Consider the following 19,971-nt stretch of genomic DNA (forward strand, 5'->3'; position numbering starts at 1 on the left):
GTCGCGCCGCCGGCTTCCGGCCCGCCGACCGCTTCCGGTCCGCCGACCGCTTCCGGTCCGGTGACCGCGCCCGGGCCGTCCGGCAGCGCGGCGGGTGCCAGAGTGGCGGTCGTCGGCTCGGGGCCGGCCGGGCTCTACACCGCCGAGGCACTGGTCGAGCAGGTACGGGCGGCCGGCGGCGAGGTCGAGGTGGACGTCCTGGAACGGCTGCCGACGCCGTACGGCCTGGTGCGCTACGGCGTCGCCCCCGACCATCCGTCGATCCGGTCGATCGCCGACTACCTGCGGCGGGTGCTCGAACACCCGCAGGTCCGCTTCCTCGGCGGCCTGTGCTTCGGCCGGGACGTGGACCGCGAACTGCTGCTGCGCTGCTACGACGCGGTGGTGTACGCGACCGGCGCGACGCTCGACCGGCGGCTGCGGATCCCCGGTGAGGAGCTGCCCGGCAGCGCGGCGGCGGCCGACTTCGTCCGCTGGTACTGCGGCCACCCCGACGCGGACCCGGCGGGGTTCGCCCTCGACGCCACCTCGGTCGCGGTGATCGGCTCGGGCAATGTCGCGCTCGACGTGGCCCGCGTGCTGGCCAGGCCCGCCGCCGACTTCGGCGCCACCGACGTACCCGGACCGGTCCTCGCCGCACTCGCGGCGAGCAGGGTGCGGGAGATCCACGTCATCGGCCGTCGCGGGCCCGAAGAGGCCCGGTTCACCCCCAGGGAGCTGCGTGCGCTCGGCGAACTGCCCGGCAGTGAGGTCCTCGTGCACCGGCCGGAGGCCTGCCCGGCGGCCTCCGGCCCGGACGCCGGTCCACCACCGGACGGTGGTCCGCCACCGGGCGACCGGCGGGTCCGGGGCAACCTGGCCGTCCTCGCGGAGTGGGCGGGGCGCGCGCCGCAGGGCCGGCCCCGGCGGGTGTCGGTCCGGTTCTGGCTACGGCCGGTGGAGATCACCGGGCCGGACCGGGTACGGGGGCTGCGCGTCGAACGGACCGCGCTGGACGGCTCCGGCCTGCTGGTCGGCACCGGGGAGTTCACGGACCTCCCGGTCCAACTGGTGCTCCGGTCGGTGGGCTACCGCAGCGTGCCGCTGCCCGGGGTGCCCTTCGACGAACGACGGTCCGTCGTCCCGAACGCCGGGGGGCGGGTACTGGGAGCGGACGGCACCCCCCGGCCCGGCGAGTACGTGGTCGGCTGGCTGGGGCGCGGGCCCACCGGGGTGATCGGCACGAACCGGTCCGACGCGGTGCGGACGGTCAGCGCCCTGCTCGCCGACCAGGCGGCACGGAACGCGCAAGCGCGGGACGGAACACCGGGGAACGGAACAGCGTGCCGGGCCGCCCGCGCACCCCGGCTGACGGAGCTGCTGGCCGCCCGCGGCGTACGACCGGTCAGCTACACCGACTGGCTGGGCATCGACGCACGCGAACGGGAACTCGCGGTCGAACTGGGAAGAGGCGAGCGCGTGAAGCTGCACGGCTGGGCGGAACTGGACCGGGCCTGCGGCCGGACAGCTCCACCGGCCGATGGGTGACCACCGACGGGTGACGGGCACCGGGTGACAGGCGCCGGGTGACGGCGGCCTGCGGGCTCCCGGAGCGGACCCACCCGCCGGGAACCCGCAGGCCCGGCGGTCAGCGCAGTCCGGCGAAGAGGTCGTTTTCCGGCAGGGCCGCACCGGTGGTGTCGCGGACCCGGACGAAGGTCTCCATGCCCATCAGCTCGGTGAACCGCTCCTTGCCCATCTGCAGGAAGAAGATGTTCTCGGTCTGGCTGGCGTGGGCGGCCAGCGCGTCGAACTTCTGGCTGCCGAACTCGGTGGTGTCCACCCAGGTCGTGATCTCCTCGTCGGGCAGCCCGATCTCGGAGAGTTCCTCCGCCTCCGACGGGCCAGGCTCGTCCCAGTCCGCGCCGAACTCGCGCATGACCTCGCCGAACTTCTGCATCATGGAGCGCGGCGCCGTCGTCCAGTACACCTTGGGGGTCAGGCCGGTCAGCTCCAGCGCCGCCATGGTGATCCGGTTCGCCTGGATGTGGTCGGGGTGGCCGTAGAACCCGTTCTCGTCGTAGGTCACGACGACGTCGGGCCGGTAATGCAGCATCAGCTCGCCCAGCCGGGCCGCCGCGTCCTGCACCGGCGTGGTCCAGAACGATCCCGGCTTGTCGTTGGCCGGCCAGCCCATCATCCCGGAGTCGGCGTACCCGAGCAGTTCGAGATGACTGATCTTCAGAATCTCGCAACTCGCTTCGAGTTCGGCGCGGCGCAACTCGGCGACGGCCGCCGGGTCGTGCCCGGGATCGCCCGGCTTGGTGCCCCCCGGACCGTCGCCGCAGCCACCGTCGGTACAGGTGACGAGCACCGTCCGCACGCCCTCCGCCGCGTAGCGTCCCAGCACGCCCCCGGTCCCCGTCGCCTCGTCGTCGGGGTGGGCGTGGACTGCCATCAGTGTCAAGGGCCGGTCAGCCATGAATCCATCCTCGGGTCGATCCAGTGATCCGCCACCAGTCTGCCGCGCGGGTGTGACAGGAACCCACCCGGTACCCCGGCGGCCGGTGCCCGGCCGCTCGGCTGCCCGGCGGCTGCTGGGCTGCCAGGGCCGGGCTCGGTGGCTGTAGGCACCAATCCTCTCCGGATGCGGCTACGAACCGGTGGTGAGGCGCGCGGTGCGCCGGCCGGCTCGCAGACGTACCCGCTCCGGCCGTGCCGGGCTCCGCGAAGGCCCGGAGAGATCAGAGGAGAGAGGTGGTGCGGGATGTTCCGCAACGGTTTGGAACCCTGGCACCTCGTCGTGCTGGTCAGCGTCGTCGTCCTGCTGTTCGGCTCGAAGCGGCTGCCCGAGGCGGCTCGCGGCCTCGGCCGGTCCCTGCGCATCCTGAAAGCGGAGACCGCCGCACTGCGGGAGGACGACGGCGTACCGCCGGGGGACGGCGCCGACCGGCCCGCCGCCCCGACGGCAGCGCCACCGCTCCCGGCGAGTGGCGCTGCCGGCCGGGAGCCCGGTCAGCCGCCCTCGGGACGACCGGCCCCGGGCCAGTCCAGCAGGAGCTGCTGACGGCGTGGGAGCTGGGCCACGATCAGGTCGTAGGAGTCCTCGATCATCTCCAGCAGCAGGGTCTGCGGCACCGAGCCGTCGATCAGCACCGTGTTCCAGTGGCGCTTGTTGAGGTGCCAGCCGCCGGTGATCGCCGGGTGCTCGGCGCGCAGCCGGACGGCGAGGTCGGGGTCGCACTTCAGGCTCACCCGTAGCGGCACGGCCCCCAGGGCGCTGATCGCGAACACCTTTCCGCCGGCCTTGAAGACCGAGGTCTCCGGGTTGAACGGGAAGGTCTCCTCGGAGCCGGCCAGCGCCAGGCAGGCGGCCTTGAGCGCTTCGGACGTCATCGGTGTGGACACGGGCTTCGGCATGGGCCCAGTCTGCCGGACACCGCCGACACCGGCCCGGGCCGCCCGCCGGACCGGTGACCCGCACCGGCCACCCGCACCGGCCGGCCGCCTACTTGACCGACCCCGCCGTGAGGCCGGAGACCACATGGCGTTCGATCACGGCGAACAGGATCACGACGGGGACGATGGCGACCAGGGAGGCGGCGAACACGTAGTTCCACTGGACGCTGTAGGCCCCGATCATGTTGTCGATGCCGACCGTGAGCGGCTGCCGGTCGGGCGAGTCGGTCAGGGTGAGACCCATGATGAACTCGTTCCAGGCCGAGATGAAGGTGAAGATCACCGCGGTGACGAGGCCCGGCAGTGCGAGCGGCAGGGTGACCCGCAGCAACGCGCCGATCCGGCTGCTGCCGTCGATCATCGCGGCCTCCTCCAGTTCCACCGGTATGGAGCCGATGTAGGCGCTCAGGATCCAGATCGCGAAGGCCAGGTTGAAGGCGGCGTTGGCGACCACCAGGACGGTCACGGTGTCCAGCAGCCCGAGGCTGTAGAACTCGCGGTACAGGCCCACCTGGAGAGCGGTCGGCTGGAACATCTGGGTGACCAGCACCAGCAGCAGGTACGCCTTGCGGCCACGGAAGCGCACCCGGGCGGTGTAGTACGCGGCGGGCAGTGCCACCAGCAGCACCAGCAGCGTGGAGCCGGCCGCCACCTCCAGGGTGACCTGGAGGTTCTGGCCGAGGGTGGTGTCGGACCACACCTTGGTGAACGAGGACCAGTCGAAGTGCGTGGGCAGGTAGCCCCGGTCCCGCAGCTGGTCGGCCGGCCGGCCGGCCGTGATCACCATCTCGACGTACGGGAACAGGAAGAGCGCGGCCAGGCACCAGGCGGTGACCGTCAGCACGACGGTCGACGGCCTGAACGCGTATCGGATCCGATCGGACATCAGCTCTCCTCGTTCCAGCGGCTGACCTTGAGGAAGAGCAGCACCATGACGATCACGGCCGCGAAGTTGACCACGGACATGGCCGAGGACTCGGCCACGTCGTAGCCGCGCAGCATGTACATGAAGACGGTGGTGGTGGCGGTGTCCGCGTTGGGTCCGCCCTGGGTCATCCCCCAGATCACCGGGAAGGAGTTGAACACGTTGATCAGGTTGATCACGAGGCCGACCAGGAAGGCCGGGCGCAGCAGCGGCAGGGTGACCCGGCGGTAGGTCTGCCAGCGGGAGGCGCCGTCGACCCTGGCCGCCTCGTAGACCTCGCCGGGAACGGTCTGGAGGCCGGCCAGCAGGGTGTAGGTGGTGAACGGCAGCGAGACGAACACCGCGACGAACACCAGCCAGGGCCTGGCGTGGGCGGCGTCGCCGGTCCAGGCCTGGGCCGAGGTGATCAGGCCGAGGTCGAGCAGCACCTGGTTGAGCACGCCGGCGACCTGGTCGAGCATCCAGCGGAATCCGATGGCGGTCATCAGGACGGAGGCGGCCCAGGGCGCGATCAGGGCCCAGCGGGTGATCCGGCGGCCCGGGAAGCGCTGGTTGAAGAGCTGGGCCAGCGCGAGCGAGATCAGCATGGTCAGGGCCACCACGACGACGGTCCACACCGCCGTCCAGCCGAGCACCCCGGCGAGCCGGGGGTCCGCGAAGAGCTTGCGGTACTTGACCAGGCCGGCCGGGCCGTGGTCGGTCCCGGTGGTGTCGATGCGGCGCAGCGAGGTGCGGACCATCTCGACGACCGGCCAGACGACCACGGCGAGGATGAGCAGGACGGAGGGGGCGAGCCAGGGCAGCGGGCCGAGGCGCTGCGGGAGGCGGCGGGCCGGGGGGCGGCCCGCCGGGGCGGCTTTGGAGCTCGGTGACACGGTGCGACTTCCTGTAGGGGTGCTCAGCGGCCGGCTTCAGCTGCGAAGCTGCGGAGCTCTACTGGCCGGCTTGCCGGGCGGCCTGCTGGAGCGCGTCGAGGCCCTTCTTGGGGTCGCCGAGTGCGCTGCCGATCTGGGTCTTGACCTGGGCGGAGACGGCGGGCCAGGTCGGGTCGCTGAGCGGGTAGAAGCTCGCGGTCGGCAGGATCTGCAGGAAGGGCTGCAGCGCCTTCTCGTCCGGATCGGCCTGGAACGCGGTGAGCGCCGACTGCGTCACCGGCATCAGGTTGTACTCCTTGTCGAACTTCACCGTGTTCTCCTTGGTGTAGGCGAAGTCGAGGAAGGCCCTGATCTGGTCCTTGTGGCCGCCCTTCTTGAAGGCCATCACCCAGTCCGCGACGCCCAGCGTGGCCTTGGTCGCGCCGTCCTTGCTGGGCATGGCGGTCCAGCTGACGTCCATGTTCTTGACGTCGGCGAGCTCGGTGGGGATGCCGTTGAGCATGCCGACCTTGCCGGAGGCGAAGTCCTTGGCGAGGTCGGTGCGGTTGACCGAGGCGGGGCTCTGCTCGGTCAGGCCCGCGTCCGCCCAGCTCTTCAACTGGGTGAAGGTCTCGATGTTGGCCGGGGAGTTGATCGCGTAGTGGCCGTCGGCGTCCTGGTAGCCGCCGTGGTTCTCCAGCATCCAGATGAGGGACTCGCCCTGCGCCTCCTCCTTGCCGAGCGGGACACCCAGCGGGATCTCCACCCCGGCCTTCTTCAACGCGGCGGCGTCGGCGGTGACCTGGTCCCAGGTCAGCGGCGGCTTGGCCGGGTCCAGGCCGGCCTTCCTGAACAGGGTGTTGTTGACCAGGAACATCCGGGCGCTGGAGACGAACGGGATGCCGTACCGGGTGCCGTCCTGCTCACCGGCCTTGGCCAGTGCCGGGATCAGGTCGCCCGCGGTCTGCGGGGAGAGGACGTCGGAGGCCGGGTAGAGCTGGCCGTTCTTGGCGAAGTCGGCGTAGCCGCCGGTCTGCAGGATGTCCGGCTGGTTGCCGTTCTGCACCATCGTCTTGACCTGGGTGTCCAGGTCGTTCCAGTTGATGACCTGGAGGTCGATCTTGATCTTCGGGTTCTGCTGCTCGAAGGCCGCGACCACGCCCTGCCAGTACGCCTGCGAGGGGTTCTGCCCGTTCGAACCGTAGTCCGCCGCAACGAACTTGAGGGTGGTGACGCCGTCGGCGGAGGTTGCCCCGCTGCCGGAGCCGCAACCGGCGAGTGCGAGTGCGGCGGCCACGCCGACCGCGGAGAACACGAGGAGGCGCTGGTTCATCTCGGGGTACCGCCTTTGACTGGGGAGGGAGGCCAGAAGAGGGGCAGATCTGCGCGAAGATGACTAATTTCGCGCGTTCCACGCATGTTTGAACATCGCAGTAGGGAGAGTGTGCCCTGCCCGAGACCCGGCAGACCAGCCCGCGTTACCGAAGTGTTGCCTTGGAGAAGACCTTCCGTCAGGTGCGAGCCGCCTGCGACAGATGCCTTGACGGGACCCGGCCGGACGCTCGAAGCTGTGTCTCACATGATTGAAGACGATTGATAGGCGGCCGCTCAGCTCAGGATCAATCACTGATGAAAGCAATCCGCCATGCCCCCGGCGCCGGGCGCCATCGCCGCCCGTCCCGCCGACGGCGCCCGTCCGAACGCCTCGGACGCCCGTCCTCGTCCGCTCCGAGAACGTCGCGCCGGACCAGGACTCGTCGGACGCGGGCAGCCCGTACTCAACAAGGCTTCCGCGTGGGCCCGTTACTCCTCGGACTGCCGACGGTCGGGCCCGACACGACCGGCTACGACTGCGACCCGTGGGCGGCCACACCGACCGGCGCCCGTTCCACCACCGGCCGGTCTGCCGACCGGCCGGCCGTCAGAACCCCCAGGTACAGCAGGCGTTCAGACGCAGAAGACGTCGACGCCCTGGCCTGCGAGCTGCTCGACGAGCTCGTCGGGCGCGTCCCGGTCGGTCACCAGCACCGCGATCTCGGCCACGGTGCAGACCTGGGCGAACGCACGGCGGCCGAGCTTGGTCGAGTCGGCGACCACGATGACCTTCTCCGCCCGCTCGGCCATCGCGCGGTTGGCGCTGGCCTCGCCCTCGTCGTGGGTGGCCGCGCCGAACCCGGGGTCCACGGCGTTCACCCCGAGGATCGCGTAGTCCAGCGACAGCCCCTGGAGCACCATGGTCGCCAACGGCCCGGTCAGCTCGTACGAGTTGGGCCGGGCCACCCCACCGGTCACCACGGTCTTCACGTACGGCCGGACGGCCAGCTCGTTGGCGATGTTGATGGCATTGGTGACGACGGTCAGCGCCGTCCCGCCCAGGTGGTCCGCGAGGTCGGCCCGGGTCGCCAGCTCCCGGGCGACCTCGGAGGTGGTCGTCCCGCCGTTCAGGCCGACCACGGCGCCGGGCGGGACGAGCCCGGCGGCCGCCTTGGCGATCCGGTGCTTCTCGTCCGCCTGACGCGCGGTCTTGTAGCGCAGTGGCAGGTCGTACGCGACTCCGCTCAGCACCGCGCCGCCACGGGTGCGCGTCAGCATCTGCTGCCGGGCCAGCTCCTCCATGTCGCGGCGGACCGTGGCCGCGGAGACGCCCAGCAGCTCGGCGGCCTCGCCGACCTCGATCCGGCCCCGGTCGCCCAGGATCTCCAGCAGCCTCGTCCAGCGCTCGTGCGTCCCCATCACCACTCCTCAAGACATCGGCCGGTGGCGAGCGTATCGCGCGGAAAGCCCGGCCGATCATGCGCACTGCTGCGCGGTCCTGCCACTGATTGCCATGAACAGATCACCTTTGAGCAATCCAGGCCGAGCCGACCGCCGGGATCCCGGGGCCACTGGCGCGCGGAGGCGGCCCGGCCCGCCGCGCGCGTTATCGTGACATTTCGGAGCACGTAGGCTTCCTGACCATGCGCGTACTTGTCCTGGAGGACGACCCCGACCTCGGCCCCGCGATCACCAGGGGCCTGCGCGAGGCCGGCTTCGCCGTCGACTTCGCCGCCGATCTCGCGGACGCCGACTTCAAACTCGCGGTCAACAGCTACGACTGCCTGATCGCCGACCGCATGCTGCCCGACGGCGACGCGCTCACCCTGCTCGCGGCCCAGCGCAAGGCCGGCTCCACCCTGCCCGTCCTGCTGCTCACCGCGCTCGACGCGGTCACCGACCGGGTGGCCGGCTTCGAACACGGCGCCGACGACTACCTCGTCAAGCCCTTCGCGTTCGCCGAGCTCAGTGCCCGGGTCCGCGCACTGTGCCGGCGCGGTCAGCCGGCCAGGCCGCCCGAGCTGCGGGTCGGCGGACTGGAACTCGACCTGCCGCGCCGCCGGGTCCGGCGGGACGGCGTCCTGCTCACCCTCACCGCCAAGGAGTTCTCGGTCCTGGAGCTGCTGATGCTGCGGGCCGGCGAGGTGGTCAGCCGCACCGACCTCGTCGAGCGCTGCTGGGACGAGCAGGCCGAGCCGCTCTCCAACGTCGTCGACGTGCTGATCGGACAGCTGCGGCGCAAGCTCGGCCCGCCCGAGCTGATCACGACCGTACGCGGCGTCGGGTACCGGATCGGCGACCCGGACGCCGACGGGTGAGGCCGCGCACCCCCGCCGTCGCCCGGCTGCACCGCGCCCGGTGGGCGATGACCCTGCTGTTCGCCGCGACCACTGCGGCCTGTCTGCTGGTGCTGGCCACCATCGCCGTCCGCACCGACGGCCAGTCCCGGACGCACGACGTCGACAACGACGTGGTGCACCGCGCCGACGTGCTCGCCCGCACCGTCTACTTCGACGCCAACAGCGCCCTGTACCTCGACGCGCTGCCGGACGACGACCTGGCCCACGGCGCCGATGCGCTCGGCGTCCTCCAGGCGGCCGCCGACGCCCAGCCGCAGCTGCGGCACGCCTACACCTCCCCGGCCACGCTGCCCGAGCAGGCCGACCTCGACTGGATCTGGCAGCTCGTCCAGCGCGAGCAGCAGACCGTCCTGTTCACCGCCCGGGGCGCGGGCGGCCGGGAGTTCCACTGGGCCGCCGCCCCGGTGTGGAACGGCGACCGGATCGGCGCCGCCGTGCTGGTCGGCGACGATCCCGCCCAGAGCCGGGCGGCCCACGACCGGCTGGTCCGCTGGCTGGTGCTCGGCTGCGCGGCCCTCGTCCTGGCCGCTGCCGCCGTGGGGCACCTGCTCTCCGGCCGCGCGATGCGCCCCGCCCTGCGAGGGCTCGAACAGCAGGAGCAGTTCCTCGCCGAGGCCGCCCACGAGCTGCGCACCCCGCTGGCCACCCTGCGGCTGGTCATGGAGAGCGGCACCGCCTCGCCCGCCCGGGCACCGGCCGCGCTGGACGAGGCCGTCCGGCTGGTCGACCGGCTGAGCCGCCTGGTCACCGGCCTGCTGGCCCGCGCCCGGGTCGACACCGGGACCCAGGAGGTCGAGCTGACCCCGCTGCGCCTCGACCAGCTGGTCGAACAGACCGTCGAAGAGCTGCCGGACCGCAGCGGCGTCACGGTCACCACCGAAGCGGCCGTCGTCGACGGCGACCCCGAGCTGATCGCCCAGGCGGTCCGCAACCTGGTGGAGAACGCGCTGCGGCACGGCGGCGGCACCCCGATCGAGGTGACGGTCACGGCCGGCCGGGTCGCCGTCCGGGACCACGGACCGGGCGTGCCGGCCGAGGACCGTACGCGGGTCTTCGAACGCCGCGTCACCGGAGCGGCGAGCACCGGCACCGGAGCGGGTCTGGCCATCGTCCGCTGGGTGGCCGAGGTGCACGGCGGCACCGCCCGGCTCTCCCCCGCACCCGGCGGCGGGCTGCTGGCGGAACTGCTGCTGCCACCGCACCGGGCCGGCTGAGCCGGGCGCGGCCGTCCCGCCGAGGCCGCCTCATCTTCATCTCATACGACGCACGACAGGGTGGAGCCATGTCCACCTCTTCCTCCGGTCTCCGCTGGAGCCTCCGCTCCGTCGCACTCCTCGCAGTCGCCGCAGCCGGCGTCGCCGCACTCATCTGCGCCGCGCCCGCCGGCGGCCGGGCAGCCGCCCCGGCCATCGGAACGTCCGCCGGACCCGCCAGGTACTCCGGGGCGTCCGGGGCGTCCGCCGGGCGGCCTTCGGTCCACCTCCGGCCGGGTGCTCTGATCACCTTCGGCTCCGACGTGGGCCACGCCTTCCGCGAGGCCAGGCGGGCGTTCGTCGCGTCGCGGACCCGGCACTGAGCCGCGCCCGGCTTCGACGAGCGGCGGGCGGCAGGCGACGCGCGCCGAGGACCCGCCCGCCTCCGTCCTCACCGAAACCTCATCACCCCTCGGGCAGTCTTCAGCGGTACCGGAGCGGCGGAAGCGCGGGGGCCCCCGACTTCACGCCTCAGCCGCTCCGGCGCCGCCTCGGTTCAGAGCGCGGGCACGCCGGTGACGCCGATCTCGGCGGCGCTCGTCCACGGCCCCCGGCCCCCGGCCTCGCTCAGCGCCCGCAGCCTCAGGTAGCGGCCGGTGGTGGGCGGTAGTGCGACGGTCTTCGGTGCGGCGGTGTCGGTGAAGGCGCCGGTGGCCACCGGACTCCCCCAGGCGGTGGCCGTGTCGGACACGTACACCTCGTAGGAACCGATCCGGCCGTTGGGGCTGCCGTCCTGGCGCGGGAGGTAGGTCAGGCCGTCCAGGGTGTAGCGGGCGCCGAGGTCGATCTGGAGCTCGTGGGGCAGCGGGGCGTCGCCGGTGGACCAGGCGGTGTGCCAGTAGGTGGCGGGGTTGCCGTCGAAGGCGTTGACCGCGGCGCCGTTCTCGGCGGCGGTCTCCTGGCTGTCGGCGTGCACGAGTTTCCAGCCGGTGGTGGGGACCGGCGTGGCCGTCAGGGTGGCGCACAGGCTGATCGGCTGCGGCCGGGTTTGGTGCAGGTCGAAGATCAGGATCTCGTTGCGGCCCTGCCGCAGCCACGGCGCCGGGCAGTAGAGCCGCTGCTGCGGGCCGAGCTGCCAGTAGCGGCCCAGGTTGCGGCCGTTGACCCAGACCACGCCCTTCGTCCACTCGGACAGGTCGAGGTAGGTGTCGCCGACCTCGGTGAGCTCAACGATCGAACGGAAGAACAGACCGGGGCGCTGCGGGTCGGTGACCTTGGGGGTGAGGCCCGCGATGTACTGGTCGTCCATCGGCAGCAACGTGGTCTGCCAGCCGGTGAGTTCACCGGTCAGCGGGCCGGCGTCCGCCAGCGAGACGGACTCCAGGATGCCCTTGCGGTCGACCAGGGCCTGCCCGTAGTTGGTGCGGCCCATGCCCTCGACCAGGATGTCCAGGCGCGGGTCGGTGCCGACCGCACCGGCGGCGGGGAGGGTGAGCGGCTGGTTCGCGGTGCTCAGGTGGAGTGCGGCGGCCATGGCGGCGGGCAGGTTCTGGCGGTAGAGGCCGCCCGCGTAGCTGCCGCCGAGGCAGACGGTGGCGTAGTCGTGCACCCACCGGATGTCCAGGCTGCCGCCGGCGTAGCCCGGCAACGGCCTGCCGTAGAGGATGAATCCGGAGTTCTGGCCGTACGTCTCCATCGGCTGCGGGGTCACCGTCAGGTCGGCCGGCAGCGGGGCGGGCAGGTTGTCCCAGACCGAGGCGTACGCGGAGGGGAGCAGCTCGGCGCCGCCGGAGCGGGTGATGGTGGGGACGGCGGCGGGGACGGGCGGCAGCGGGGTGGTGAGGTACCCGGCGATGAGGCTGCGGTACGCGAGGTACTGCGCGGTGGGTGCGCCCTGTTCGTTGACCGGCGCCGCGTAGTCGTAACTGGTGATGTCGGGCTGGTAGTCGCCGGAGAGGTCGTTGGCGTTGGCCCCGGCCGAGAAGCCGAAGCTGGTGCCGCCGTGGATCACGTAGATGTTGAAGGACAGCCCCTTGTCCATGAAGGCCTTGAGGGTGCCGGAGATGTCGGTGCCCACGCCTTGGAAGGTACTGTCGCCCCAGTGCGTCAGCCAGCCGGGGTAGACCTCGCCGGCCATCGCGGGCACGGCCGGGAAGTCCTTGCGGGCCTGTGCGACGGACGGTGCGTCACCGCCGCTGAGCGCGATCGCGCCGCCGCTGACGTAGGTGTGGCCGCTCTCGACCTGCGACAGCCCGTCCTCGGTGTAGAAGGGGCCGGTGACGCCGGCCGCGATCCAGAGTTGCCGGATCTCCTCCAGGTAGGCGGCGTCGGTGCCGTAGGAGCCGTACTCGTTCTCGATCTGGACCATCAGGACCGGGCCGCCGTTGTCGGCCATCAGCGGTTTGATCCGGGGTGCCAGTGCGCCGATGTACCGGGTGACGGCGGCCATGTAGTGCGGGTCGTCGGCGGCTTTGACGCGCAGCTTGATGTCGGGGTTCTTCAGCAGGTAGGGCGGGAGGCCGCCGAGGTCCCACTCACCGCAGACGTACGGGCCGGGCCGCAGCAGTACCCACATGCCCTCGGTCTGGCACAGCCGGACGAACGCCTCGATGTCGCGCCGGTCGGTCCGGAAGTCGAAGACGCCGGGGGTCTCCTCGATGTAGTTCCACATGACGTAGAGCGCCACGGTGTTCATCCCCATGGCTTTCGCCATCCGGATGCGGTGCTGCCAGTACTCGACGGGGATGCGGGCCGGGTGCATCTCGCCGCTGCGGATCTGGAACGGCTTGCCGTCGAGCAGGAAGCCGGCGCCGCCCGGTGCGAAGCCGAAGCGGTGTCCGGTGGCGGCGCCCGGTGCGGCGGAGGCCGGGGGGCCGGCGGCGACCACCATCCCGGCCGCACTCAGGATGCTGACGGACAGGAAGCGTCGACGGTCCATGGCTGTCTCCTCGCTGGGGGGTACGAAGGGAACCCGCGCATCGGCGTCCCGGCCGGCTCCGAGCTGCGGCACGGCCGGGCCCGTCCGGGCGGTGCTCGTAACGTAGCTGCGCGAAAGTGTTTGTACAAGGGGACAAACGAGCAGTTCTGTTCACTTCTGTGCACTGCCTCCGGCGGCGCGCTCCCCGGCATCCTCCGCCGACGGCGCGACCGGGCCCCCGATCGGGACGGGCCGGACGGGCACGGCCCTCAAGGAGCCCCCGACGCGTCGCCTTTTCTCATGGAAACCCCGGCCGGAGCGGCCCTCGGGAGGGCGCCGAAATCTTGCCGTAATTCGAACATCAAGCCGACGCTGGATCATTCGTCTGCGCCTCCTCCTTGAATTCCCGAGGCGATCCCGGCGAGCAGCCACCGACGGATCCGTGAACACCGCTCTCCTGTGCGCCGGTACACCACCCCGGCCGCCCCGCCGCGGGGCGCCCGCCCCCGATCCGCTTCGACCGCCCGAACCACGCAGCTCAGCGGGGTTTCCGGTGCGGCCGGCCACGTCGGAGCACACCCCGTCGGCGGCCCTCCAGGCCCGGTCCGGGCACCCGGCCGCACGCGGTGCGGAGTGCGTCCGCACTCCCCGGCTCGTTCGGCGGCGCACGGCGGCGCCGGTCGTGCATATTCGCTTGGAATAACTGCACTTGCGCCGTTGCGCACGAACTCCGATCACCCCAATAGTTCGGTTAGTCAGATCACAGCGAGGACTCGTCCGGTCCACCATCGCTGGTCTGCCGACAACTCCTGCCTGCCCTGGGCCGTGACGACGGCGGGCTTCTCCTGCCCGTCCCACCCGCGCACACCCCGCTCCGAGGAGGGTTCCGTTGGACAACCGGTACGAGGCCTACGCCTTTGCCGACCCGCTCTTCTACGACACGCCCCGACGCTGGGGCGCGCACGAGGAGTTCGCCGCAGTCAGCCGGCCGCTGCCCGCGGGGTGGGAGCGCGGCGAGCTGGAGATCTGGTCCGTGGTGCGGCCCGTGGACGTACAACTGCCCCAGCAGGGTTGGAAGATCCACGTGTCCTCGTGCACCGAGGACGCCGAGGAGGTGCTGGAGCAGGTCTACGCCTACTGCCTGCGTGAGCACCTCACCTTCAAGTTCCTGCGCGGGCTGCCCATCCTCCAGGTGCAGAACTCCAAGTACGCGCAGCGCGGTTCCAGCGGGAAGTTCTGCACCCTGTACCCGGCGGACGAGGCCGAGCTGGAGCGATGTCTCGACGGCCTCGGCAGCCTGCTGGCCGGCCGGCGGGGCCCCTACATCCTCAGCGACCTGCGCTGGGGCGAGGGCCCGCTCTACCTGAGGTACGGCGGCTTCGCCGAGCTCTACTGCCGCAACGAGGCCGGGGAGCGGGTGCTGGCCCTGGCCGGGCCGGACGGCCGGCTGGAGCCCGACGTCCGCGGCGCGGGGTTCTCCGTCCCCGCCTGGGCGCCGGTGCCCGCCTGCCTCGCACCGGCGATCGCCGAACGGGCGGCGCAGCGGGACTCCGGTCTGCCGTACACCGTCGAGCGCGTCCTGCACTTCTCCAACGCCGGCGGCGTCTACCTGGCGAGCCGGGCGGACGGGTCGCGGCTGGTGCTCAAGGAGGCCCGGCCGTACGCGGGACTGGACCAGCGCGGGGTGGACGCGGTGACCAGGCTGCGCAACGAGCACGACACCCTGGTCCGGCTGGCCGGTGTGCCCGGCGTACCCGAACAGTACGGCCTGCTGACGGCCTGGGAGCACGAGTTCCTGGCCGAGGAGTACGTCGAGGGCCAGTCCCTCAGCGACTGGCTGGCCACCCGCTACCCGCTGATCCACCCGGACAGCGACGCGGAGGCGGTGGCCGAGTACACCCGCGAGGCGCTCGCGGTCGTCGACCGCCTGGAGCTGGCCCTCGCGGCGATCCACGCCCGTGGAGTGGTCTTCGGCGACCTGCACCCGCGCAACCTGATCATCCGGCCGGACGGCGACATCTGCTTCATCGACTTCGAACTCGCCAGCACGGAGGACAAGTTCCTCCGCCCGGCACTGGGCGCCGCCGGCTTCGCCGCGCCGCCCGGGTACACCGGGCAGCAGGTCGACCGGTACGGGCTGGCCGCCGTCCGGCTCTGGCTGTTCATGCCGCTGGCGCAGCTGCCCGCCCTCCACCCGGGCAAGGCCGGCGAGCTCGCCGACGCCATCGAGCGCCGCTTCCCGGTGCCCGCGGGCTACACCGACGAGATCCGCCGCCTGCTCGGCTCCTCCCCGTCCGACGGCCGCACCCCCCGGCCCGAACTGGGCCGGGGACAGGCGGAGGCCAACGCGCTGCTGACCGCGCAGCCGGCCGACTGGCCGCGGATCAGGGACGCGCTGGCCGCCGGTATCGCCGCGATGGCCACCCCCGACCGCACCGACCGGCTGTTCCCCGGCGACGTCGCCCAGTTCACCCACGGCGGCCTGGGCCTGGCCCACGGCGCCGCCGGTGTCCTCTACGCCCTGCGCAGCACCGGCGCCGAGGTCGACCCCGCACACGTCCGCTGGCTGCTGGACGCCGTCCGCACCCGCCCCACCACGCCGGGCCTCTACCACGGCGGTCACGGCGTGGCCTACGTCCTGGACCTGCTCGGCGAGCACGAGGCGGCCCTCGCCCTGCTCGACCGCCTCGGCAGGGCCGCGGACGACGGCCGGGGGCCGGGCCTGGGCAACGGCGCGTCCGGCATCGCCCTGACGCTCCTGCACTTCGCCGCTGCCACCGGCGAGCAGCGGCTGCTGGACGAGGCGCTCGCCCTCGCCCGCTCCGCCGCCGACGCGCTGGAGAAGTCCGGCCGCACCGACCCCCGGGGCAAGGCGGGCCTGCTGGCCGGGACCTCCGGGGCCGCGCTCGCCCTGGTCCGGCTGTACGAGCACACCGGCGAGCGCACGCTGCTCGACCAGGCCGAGACACTGCTGGAGCTGGACCTCGACCGGTGCACGAGCATGCCCGACGGCACCCTCCAGGTGGCCGACGGGCGCCGGGTCCTGCCGTACGTCGAGACCGGCAGCGCAGGCATCGGCCTCGTCCTGGGCGATCTGCTGGCCCACCGGCCCGACAGCCCGCTGGCCCGTCACGAGCAGCCGATCCGCCGGGCCGGCGAGCCGGAGTTCATCATCCAGCCGGGCCTGTTCAACGGGCGGGCGGGGCTGCTCGGCTACCTGGCCCTCACCCGGCAGCGTGCGGCCGAACCGGCCGCCGCCGCGGCCCTGTTGGAGAGCCAACGCCGGCTGCTGGCCCTGCACCAGGTCTCCTACCAGGGCCATCCGGCCTTCCCCGGCGACCAGTTGCTGCGGTTCTCGGCCGATCTGGCGACCGGCTCCGCCGGGGTGCTGCTGGCCCTGGGGACGGCGCTGGCCGGCACCCCCTTCCTCCCCTGGACCGGCGGTCCCGGCGCCCCCGCGCCGACCGCCGCCACCCCCGGCTGACGGGCCGCCCGGCCCGTCCGCCCCGCGCGCGCCGCGCGCACCCGCGCACCTCGTGCGCCCACCGACTCCCGGCCGCCGGCCGGGTGATTCACCCCCGTAATGAAGGAGTACACCATGGCGATCCTGGACCTCCAGACCCTGGAGCTGGCCGAGACCGAGACCACCGCGATCGACGACACCCTCGCGAGCACCAGCTCCCTCAGCGTCCTCAACTGCACCGTCAGCACCGTCAGCACCCTGCTCTGCCTCTGATCCGTACCTCCGCCCGTTAGGGCGGTCAGCACATCGGAGTCGGCCGGGCCGCTCACCACGGGCCCGGCCGGCCATCGGGCCGCAGTGGCATCCGCCACTGCGGCCCGATCGGCGCCGACGCCCGGCCCGGCACAGCCCGTCCCGGCCCGGCGCGCCCCTGCCGCACGTCGCACCTCGCGGCGGTGGCGACACCGCCGTACCGCCGACACCGCCGTACCGCCCGTCAGAGAGGCTTCCCGTGGCAGACCAGCATGCCGGCCCAGGCCCGGCCCAGCGCCCGCCGGTCCGGGTACGGCTGCGCCGCGAACTGAGCGCCGAACCCGGCCGGCTCGTCTGCGCGCTCCTGTTCGCCCTGGCCGCGACGGCCGCGGCCCTCGCCCTGCCGCTGCTGGTGCGGCAGATCGTCACCGACTTCGCCGACCACCGGCCGCTCGGCACCGACGTGCTGCTGATGTGCGCCGCGGCCGTCGCCGGCGCCGGCGCCCAGGCGCTCTCGGGTTTCCTGCTGGCCCGGATCGGCGAGCGGATGACCTACCGGCTGCGGACCCGGATCATGGAGCACTCGCTGCGGCTGCCGCTCGGCGTGGTGCGGGCCCAGGGCACCGGGGAGCTCACCGCCCGGATCACCTCGGACGCCCTCCTGCTGCGGCAGGTCGTCGAGGTCGCCACCCAGCTGCCGCTGGCCGCGCTGACCGTCGTCGCGACGCTGCTGGTGATGGTGTGGATCGACTGGGTCCTCACCGTGGTCACCGTCGTCGCGCTCGCCGTGCTGACGGTCCTGGTGCTGCTGATCGTGCGCAGGATGAAGGCCAACGTGACCGGCCAGCAGGACGCGGTCGGGCAGATCGCCCAGCGCTTCTCGGCCAATCTGGACGCCCTCACCACCATCAAGGCCTACCGGGCCGAACCGGTGGCCGCCCGCGCGCTGGCGGCGGACGCCGAGCGGCTGCGGGCCGTGTCACTGGACGGCGCCCGGCTCGGCGCCCTGATCCCGGCGGTACTGACCCTCGGCAACCAGTTCGCGATGATCGCCGTGATCCTCACCGGCGGCGCACGGCTGGCCGCGGGCGCGATCCAGGTGGCGGCGTTCGCCGCGTTCCTGCTCTACCTGCTGCAGACCGTTCCCTCGATCAGCACCCTGGCCACCGGCTTCGGCCGCCTCCAGGCCGGACTGGCCGCCCGGGACCGCTGCAACGAACTGCTCGCCCTCGCACCGGAGACCGACCCGCAGGACGCCGAACGGCCCGTCCCCGTCCCGCGCCCGGACGCTCCGTCCGTGGTCTTCCGCGCCGTCTCCTTCACCCACGCCGGGGCCGGCGACGCCGCCCTGCGCGAGATCTCGTTCAGCACCGCCCGCACCGGCCTGACCGCCGTGGTGGGGCCCTCGGGGGCCGGCAAGAGCACCACGCTCTCGCTGATCGACCGGTTCATCCGGCCGTCCACCGGCTCGATCACCGTCCTCGGCCACGACGCACGGCACTGGCCGCTGGACGCGCTGCGCGCCCGGATCGCCTACGTCGACCAGGCCTTCACCCTGCTGGAGGCCACCGCGCGGGAGAACCTCCAGCTCGGCCGCACCGACCGCGCCGACGACGACGAACTGGCGGCCGCCCTGGACGCCGTCGGGCTCACCGAGGACATCGCCCGCCTCCCGCAAGGGCTGGACACGCCACTCGGCCGTGAGTCCGACCTGTCCGGCGGCCAGCGCCAGCGGATGGCCCTGGCCCGCGCCCTGCTCTCCGACGCCGACATCGTCCTGCTGGACGAGCCCACCAGCCAGCTGGACGGGCTCAACGAGCAGCGGTTCCGCAGCATCGTGACGGACCTCGCGGCGACCCGCGCCGTGATCGTGGTCGCCCACCGGCTCTCCACCGTCCAGCACGCCCACCACGTGATCATGATGAACCAGGGCACGGTCGTCGACGCGGGCGACCACCCCAGCCTGCTGGAACGCTGCACCCCCTACCGGGAACTCGTCGCCAGCCAGGCCATGCCGGTGCGCTGACGGCCTGCCGACGGCAGACGGGTGACCGGCCGGCGGCAGGCGCAGGCAGGCAGGCAGGCAGGCAGGCTTAGAAGAAGCTGTCGTCGTCCTCGTAGTAGTTGTTCACGACCACCTCGGGCGAGTCGTCGCTGAACGCCTCGTTGAGCAGCGCGCCACCCACCAGGCCCGCGGCGCCCGCCCCGATCAGCGCACCCGTGCCGAAGCGGCGCTGCTGCGGCTGGCCGGACTGCTGCGGGTAGCCGGACTGCGGATACCCCGCCTGCGGGTAGCCCGCCTGCACCGGCTGCGGATATCCGGCCGCCTGCGGAGCCTGGTAGAACGGCGGCGGGCTGCTCTGCACCCGCTGTGCGCAGGCCAGGCACGTCTCGATCTGCCGGGGCACACCCCACTGCGGCGACCAGATCGCCGACGCCTGTGCGGCGCCGTGGGCGGGGTCGAAGAAGCACGTCACGTGGGAACTCCCTGGTGCCGGCTGAACGCCGGGTACGGCCGCGGCAGCGGCGGGGACGTAGGTAGGGGCAGGGGCGTAGGCGGGGGCGGGGGCGGGGGCGAGGGCGGGGGCGGGGACGTAGTCGGGAGCGGTAGTGGGAGCAGCGGCGGCAGCGGGCCGGGCGGCAGGTTGCGCGGGCGTGGGCGCGGGCGCCGCCGGCTGTCCGACGTCCACGCCGAAGTCGGCCGCGATACCGGCCAGGCCCGAGGCGTAGCCCTGGCCGACGGCCCGGAACTTCCAGTCCCCGCCGTGCCGGTAGAGCTCGCCGAACACCATCGCGGTCTCGCCGGCCCCGGCGGCGTCCAGGTCGTAGCGGACCAGCTCGGTGCCGTCCGCCCGGTCCGCCAAGCGGATGCGGGCCCCGCCGACCCGGGCGAAGGAGTGGCCGCGCTGGGCGGCGTCGTAGATCGCCACGGCGAACACGATCTTCTCGACCCCGGCGGGAACCTCGGCGAGATCGACCTCGATCTGCTCCTGGTCGACCCCGTCGGCGGCCTTGCCGCCGTGACGGACGGTGCCGTCCGGGCTGCGCGGGTTGTTGAAGAAGACGAAGTGCCGGTCCGAGACGACCTTGCCGGAGCCGTCGCAGAGCAGCGCGCTGGCATCGAGGTCGTACGCCGCACCGGCCTGCCACCCCAGCCCGACCCGCACGGCGTGCACGCCCGGGGCCTGCTTGCCCAGCGACACATTGCCGCCTCTTGCCAGGGCAACACCCATGACATCCCTCCAGAACCGTTCC

16 protein-coding genes are annotated in these 19,971 nt (G+C 72.7%); 8 read left to right on the plus strand and 8 right to left on the minus strand.

Going from position 1 to position 19,971, the window contains the following annotated elements; all coding sequences use genetic code 11:
- The first annotated feature begins 60 nt into the window (after positions 1 to 60).
- The gene (locus ABD330_RS15005; protein WP_344465024.1) at positions 61 to 1,527 is read left to right on the plus strand and encodes an FAD-dependent oxidoreductase; all 1,467 of its coding nucleotides are present in this window, start codon (positions 61 to 63) and stop codon (positions 1,525 to 1,527) included.
- A 100-nt stretch (positions 1,528 to 1,627) separates the two neighbouring features.
- On the opposite strand, the gene ABD330_RS15010 is transcribed toward ABD330_RS15005, so the two are convergent.
- The gene (locus ABD330_RS15010; RefSeq protein ID WP_344465026.1) at positions 1,628 to 2,461 is read right to left on the minus strand and encodes a PIG-L family deacetylase; all 834 of its coding nucleotides are present in this window, start codon (positions 2,459 to 2,461) and stop codon (positions 1,628 to 1,630) included.
- Between the two features lie 285 nt (positions 2,462 to 2,746).
- Between ABD330_RS15010 and tatA the strand changes: the two genes are divergently transcribed.
- Positions 2,747 to 3,046 carry a Sec-independent protein translocase subunit TatA gene (tatA, locus tag ABD330_RS15015; protein ID WP_344465028.1) on the plus strand — a complete coding sequence of 100 codons (300 nt, stop codon included), beginning with the start codon at positions 2,747 to 2,749 and terminating at the stop codon, positions 3,044 to 3,046.
- On the opposite strand, the gene ABD330_RS15020 is transcribed toward tatA, so the two are convergent.
- The 5 genes from ABD330_RS15020 to ABD330_RS15040 form a co-directional block, all read right to left on the minus strand.
- Complete coding sequence (locus ABD330_RS15020; protein ID WP_344465059.1) at positions 2,995 to 3,375, minus strand: MmcQ/YjbR family DNA-binding protein; 381 nt, start codon at positions 3,373 to 3,375, stop codon at positions 2,995 to 2,997. The two genes, tatA and ABD330_RS15020, sit on opposite strands and share 52 nt — an antisense overlap.
- 112 nt (positions 3,376 to 3,487) lie before the next feature.
- Positions 3,488 to 4,324, minus strand: coding sequence for a carbohydrate ABC transporter permease (locus tag ABD330_RS15025; protein WP_344465030.1), 837 nt, complete (start codon positions 4,322 to 4,324; stop codon positions 3,488 to 3,490).
- A complete protein-coding gene (locus ABD330_RS15030; protein WP_344465032.1) occupies positions 4,324 to 5,238 on the minus strand; it encodes a carbohydrate ABC transporter permease in 915 nt (304 codons plus the stop codon). The genes ABD330_RS15025 and ABD330_RS15030 overlap by 1 nt, the downstream gene beginning before the upstream one ends.
- Before the next feature lie 58 nt (positions 5,239 to 5,296).
- Positions 5,297 to 6,550, minus strand: a complete 1,254-nt coding sequence (locus ABD330_RS15035; protein WP_344465034.1) for an extracellular solute-binding protein — start codon at positions 6,548 to 6,550, stop codon at positions 5,297 to 5,299.
- Between the two features lie 614 nt (positions 6,551 to 7,164).
- Positions 7,165 to 7,950 (minus strand): DeoR/GlpR family DNA-binding transcription regulator, encoded by a 786-nt coding sequence (locus ABD330_RS15040; protein WP_344465036.1) that lies wholly within the window; start codon positions 7,948 to 7,950, stop codon positions 7,165 to 7,167.
- A 224-nt stretch (positions 7,951 to 8,174) separates the two neighbouring features.
- On the opposite strand from ABD330_RS15040, the gene ABD330_RS15045 reads away from it, so the two are divergent.
- The 3 genes from ABD330_RS15045 (at position 8,175) to ABD330_RS15055 (ending at position 10,467) form a co-directional block, all read left to right on the plus strand.
- Entirely contained in the window at positions 8,175 to 8,849 is a 675-nt protein-coding gene (locus tag ABD330_RS15045; RefSeq protein WP_344465038.1) for a winged helix-turn-helix domain-containing protein, read from the plus strand.
- Complete coding sequence (locus tag ABD330_RS15050; RefSeq protein WP_344465040.1) at positions 8,846 to 10,105, plus strand: sensor histidine kinase; 1,260 nt, start codon at positions 8,846 to 8,848, stop codon at positions 10,103 to 10,105. Before ABD330_RS15045 ends, ABD330_RS15050 begins: the two co-directional genes overlap by 4 nt.
- 68 nt (positions 10,106 to 10,173) lie before the next feature.
- Positions 10,174 to 10,467: a hypothetical protein gene (locus ABD330_RS15055; protein WP_344465042.1), complete on the plus strand. Its 294-nt coding sequence runs from the start codon at positions 10,174 to 10,176 to the stop codon at positions 10,465 to 10,467.
- A gap of 173 nt (positions 10,468 to 10,640) precedes the next feature.
- Here the strand turns inward: ABD330_RS15055 and ABD330_RS15060 are convergent, their stop codons facing one another.
- Positions 10,641 to 13,022 carry a beta-galactosidase gene (locus ABD330_RS15060; RefSeq protein ID WP_344465044.1) on the minus strand — a complete coding sequence of 794 codons (2,382 nt, stop codon included), beginning with the start codon at positions 13,020 to 13,022 and terminating at the stop codon, positions 10,641 to 10,643.
- Positions 13,023 to 13,890: 868 nt separating this feature from the next.
- On the opposite strand from ABD330_RS15060, the gene lanKC reads away from it, so the two are divergent.
- The 3 genes from lanKC to ABD330_RS15075 all read left to right on the plus strand — a co-directional run bounded on the left by lanKC (position 13,891) and on the right by ABD330_RS15075 (position 18,742).
- Positions 13,891 to 16,485 (plus strand): class III lanthionine synthetase LanKC, encoded by a 2,595-nt coding sequence (gene lanKC, locus ABD330_RS15065; RefSeq protein ID WP_344465046.1) that lies wholly within the window; start codon positions 13,891 to 13,893, stop codon positions 16,483 to 16,485.
- 114 nt (positions 16,486 to 16,599) lie between these two features.
- On the plus strand, positions 16,600 to 16,737 hold the full coding sequence (locus ABD330_RS15070; protein WP_344465048.1) for a SapB/AmfS family lanthipeptide: 138 nt from the start codon (positions 16,600 to 16,602) through the stop codon (positions 16,735 to 16,737).
- A 238-nt stretch (positions 16,738 to 16,975) separates the two neighbouring features.
- Positions 16,976 to 18,742, plus strand: coding sequence for an ABC transporter ATP-binding protein (locus tag ABD330_RS15075; RefSeq protein WP_344465050.1), 1,767 nt, complete (start codon positions 16,976 to 16,978; stop codon positions 18,740 to 18,742).
- A gap of 67 nt (positions 18,743 to 18,809) precedes the next feature.
- Here ABD330_RS15075 and ABD330_RS15080 read toward each other — a convergent pair whose 3' ends face one another.
- A complete protein-coding gene (locus tag ABD330_RS15080; RefSeq protein ID WP_344465052.1) occupies positions 18,810 to 19,949 on the minus strand; it encodes a TerD family protein in 1,140 nt (379 codons plus the stop codon).
- Between the last annotated feature and the right edge of the window lie 22 nt (positions 19,950 to 19,971).

The organism is Kitasatospora kazusensis, from assembly GCF_039529945.1.
Taxonomy (GTDB): domain Bacteria; phylum Actinomycetota; class Actinomycetes; order Streptomycetales; family Streptomycetaceae; genus Kitasatospora; species Kitasatospora kazusensis.

Coding starts and splice junctions, on each gene's coding strand:
- ABD330_RS15060 (WP_344465044.1), bottom strand. CDS start 13,022: ATGGACCGTCGACGCTTCCTGTCCGTCAGCATCCTGAGTGCGGCCGGG.
- ABD330_RS15040 (WP_344465036.1), bottom strand. CDS start 7,950: ATGGGGACGCACGAGCGCTGGACGAGGCTGCTGGAGATCCTGGGCGAC.
- ABD330_RS15025 (WP_344465030.1), bottom strand. CDS start 4,324: ATGTCCGATCGGATCCGATACGCGTTCAGGCCGTCGACCGTCGTGCTG.
- ABD330_RS15020 (WP_344465059.1), bottom strand. CDS start 3,375: ATGACGTCCGAAGCGCTCAAGGCCGCCTGCCTGGCGCTGGCCGGCTCC.
- ABD330_RS15080 (WP_344465052.1), bottom strand. CDS start 19,949: ATGGGTGTTGCCCTGGCAAGAGGCGGCAATGTGTCGCTGGGCAAGCAG.
- ABD330_RS15055 (WP_344465042.1), top strand. CDS start 10,174: ATGTCCACCTCTTCCTCCGGTCTCCGCTGGAGCCTCCGCTCCGTCGCA.
- ABD330_RS15035 (WP_344465034.1), bottom strand. CDS start 6,550: ATGAACCAGCGCCTCCTCGTGTTCTCCGCGGTCGGCGTGGCCGCCGCA.
- ABD330_RS15045 (WP_344465038.1), top strand. CDS start 8,175: ATGCGCGTACTTGTCCTGGAGGACGACCCCGACCTCGGCCCCGCGATC.
- ABD330_RS15070 (WP_344465048.1), top strand. CDS start 16,600: ATGGCGATCCTGGACCTCCAGACCCTGGAGCTGGCCGAGACCGAGACC.
- ABD330_RS15010 (WP_344465026.1), bottom strand. CDS start 2,461: ATGGCTGACCGGCCCTTGACACTGATGGCAGTCCACGCCCACCCCGAC.
- tatA (WP_344465028.1), top strand. CDS start 2,747: ATGTTCCGCAACGGTTTGGAACCCTGGCACCTCGTCGTGCTGGTCAGC.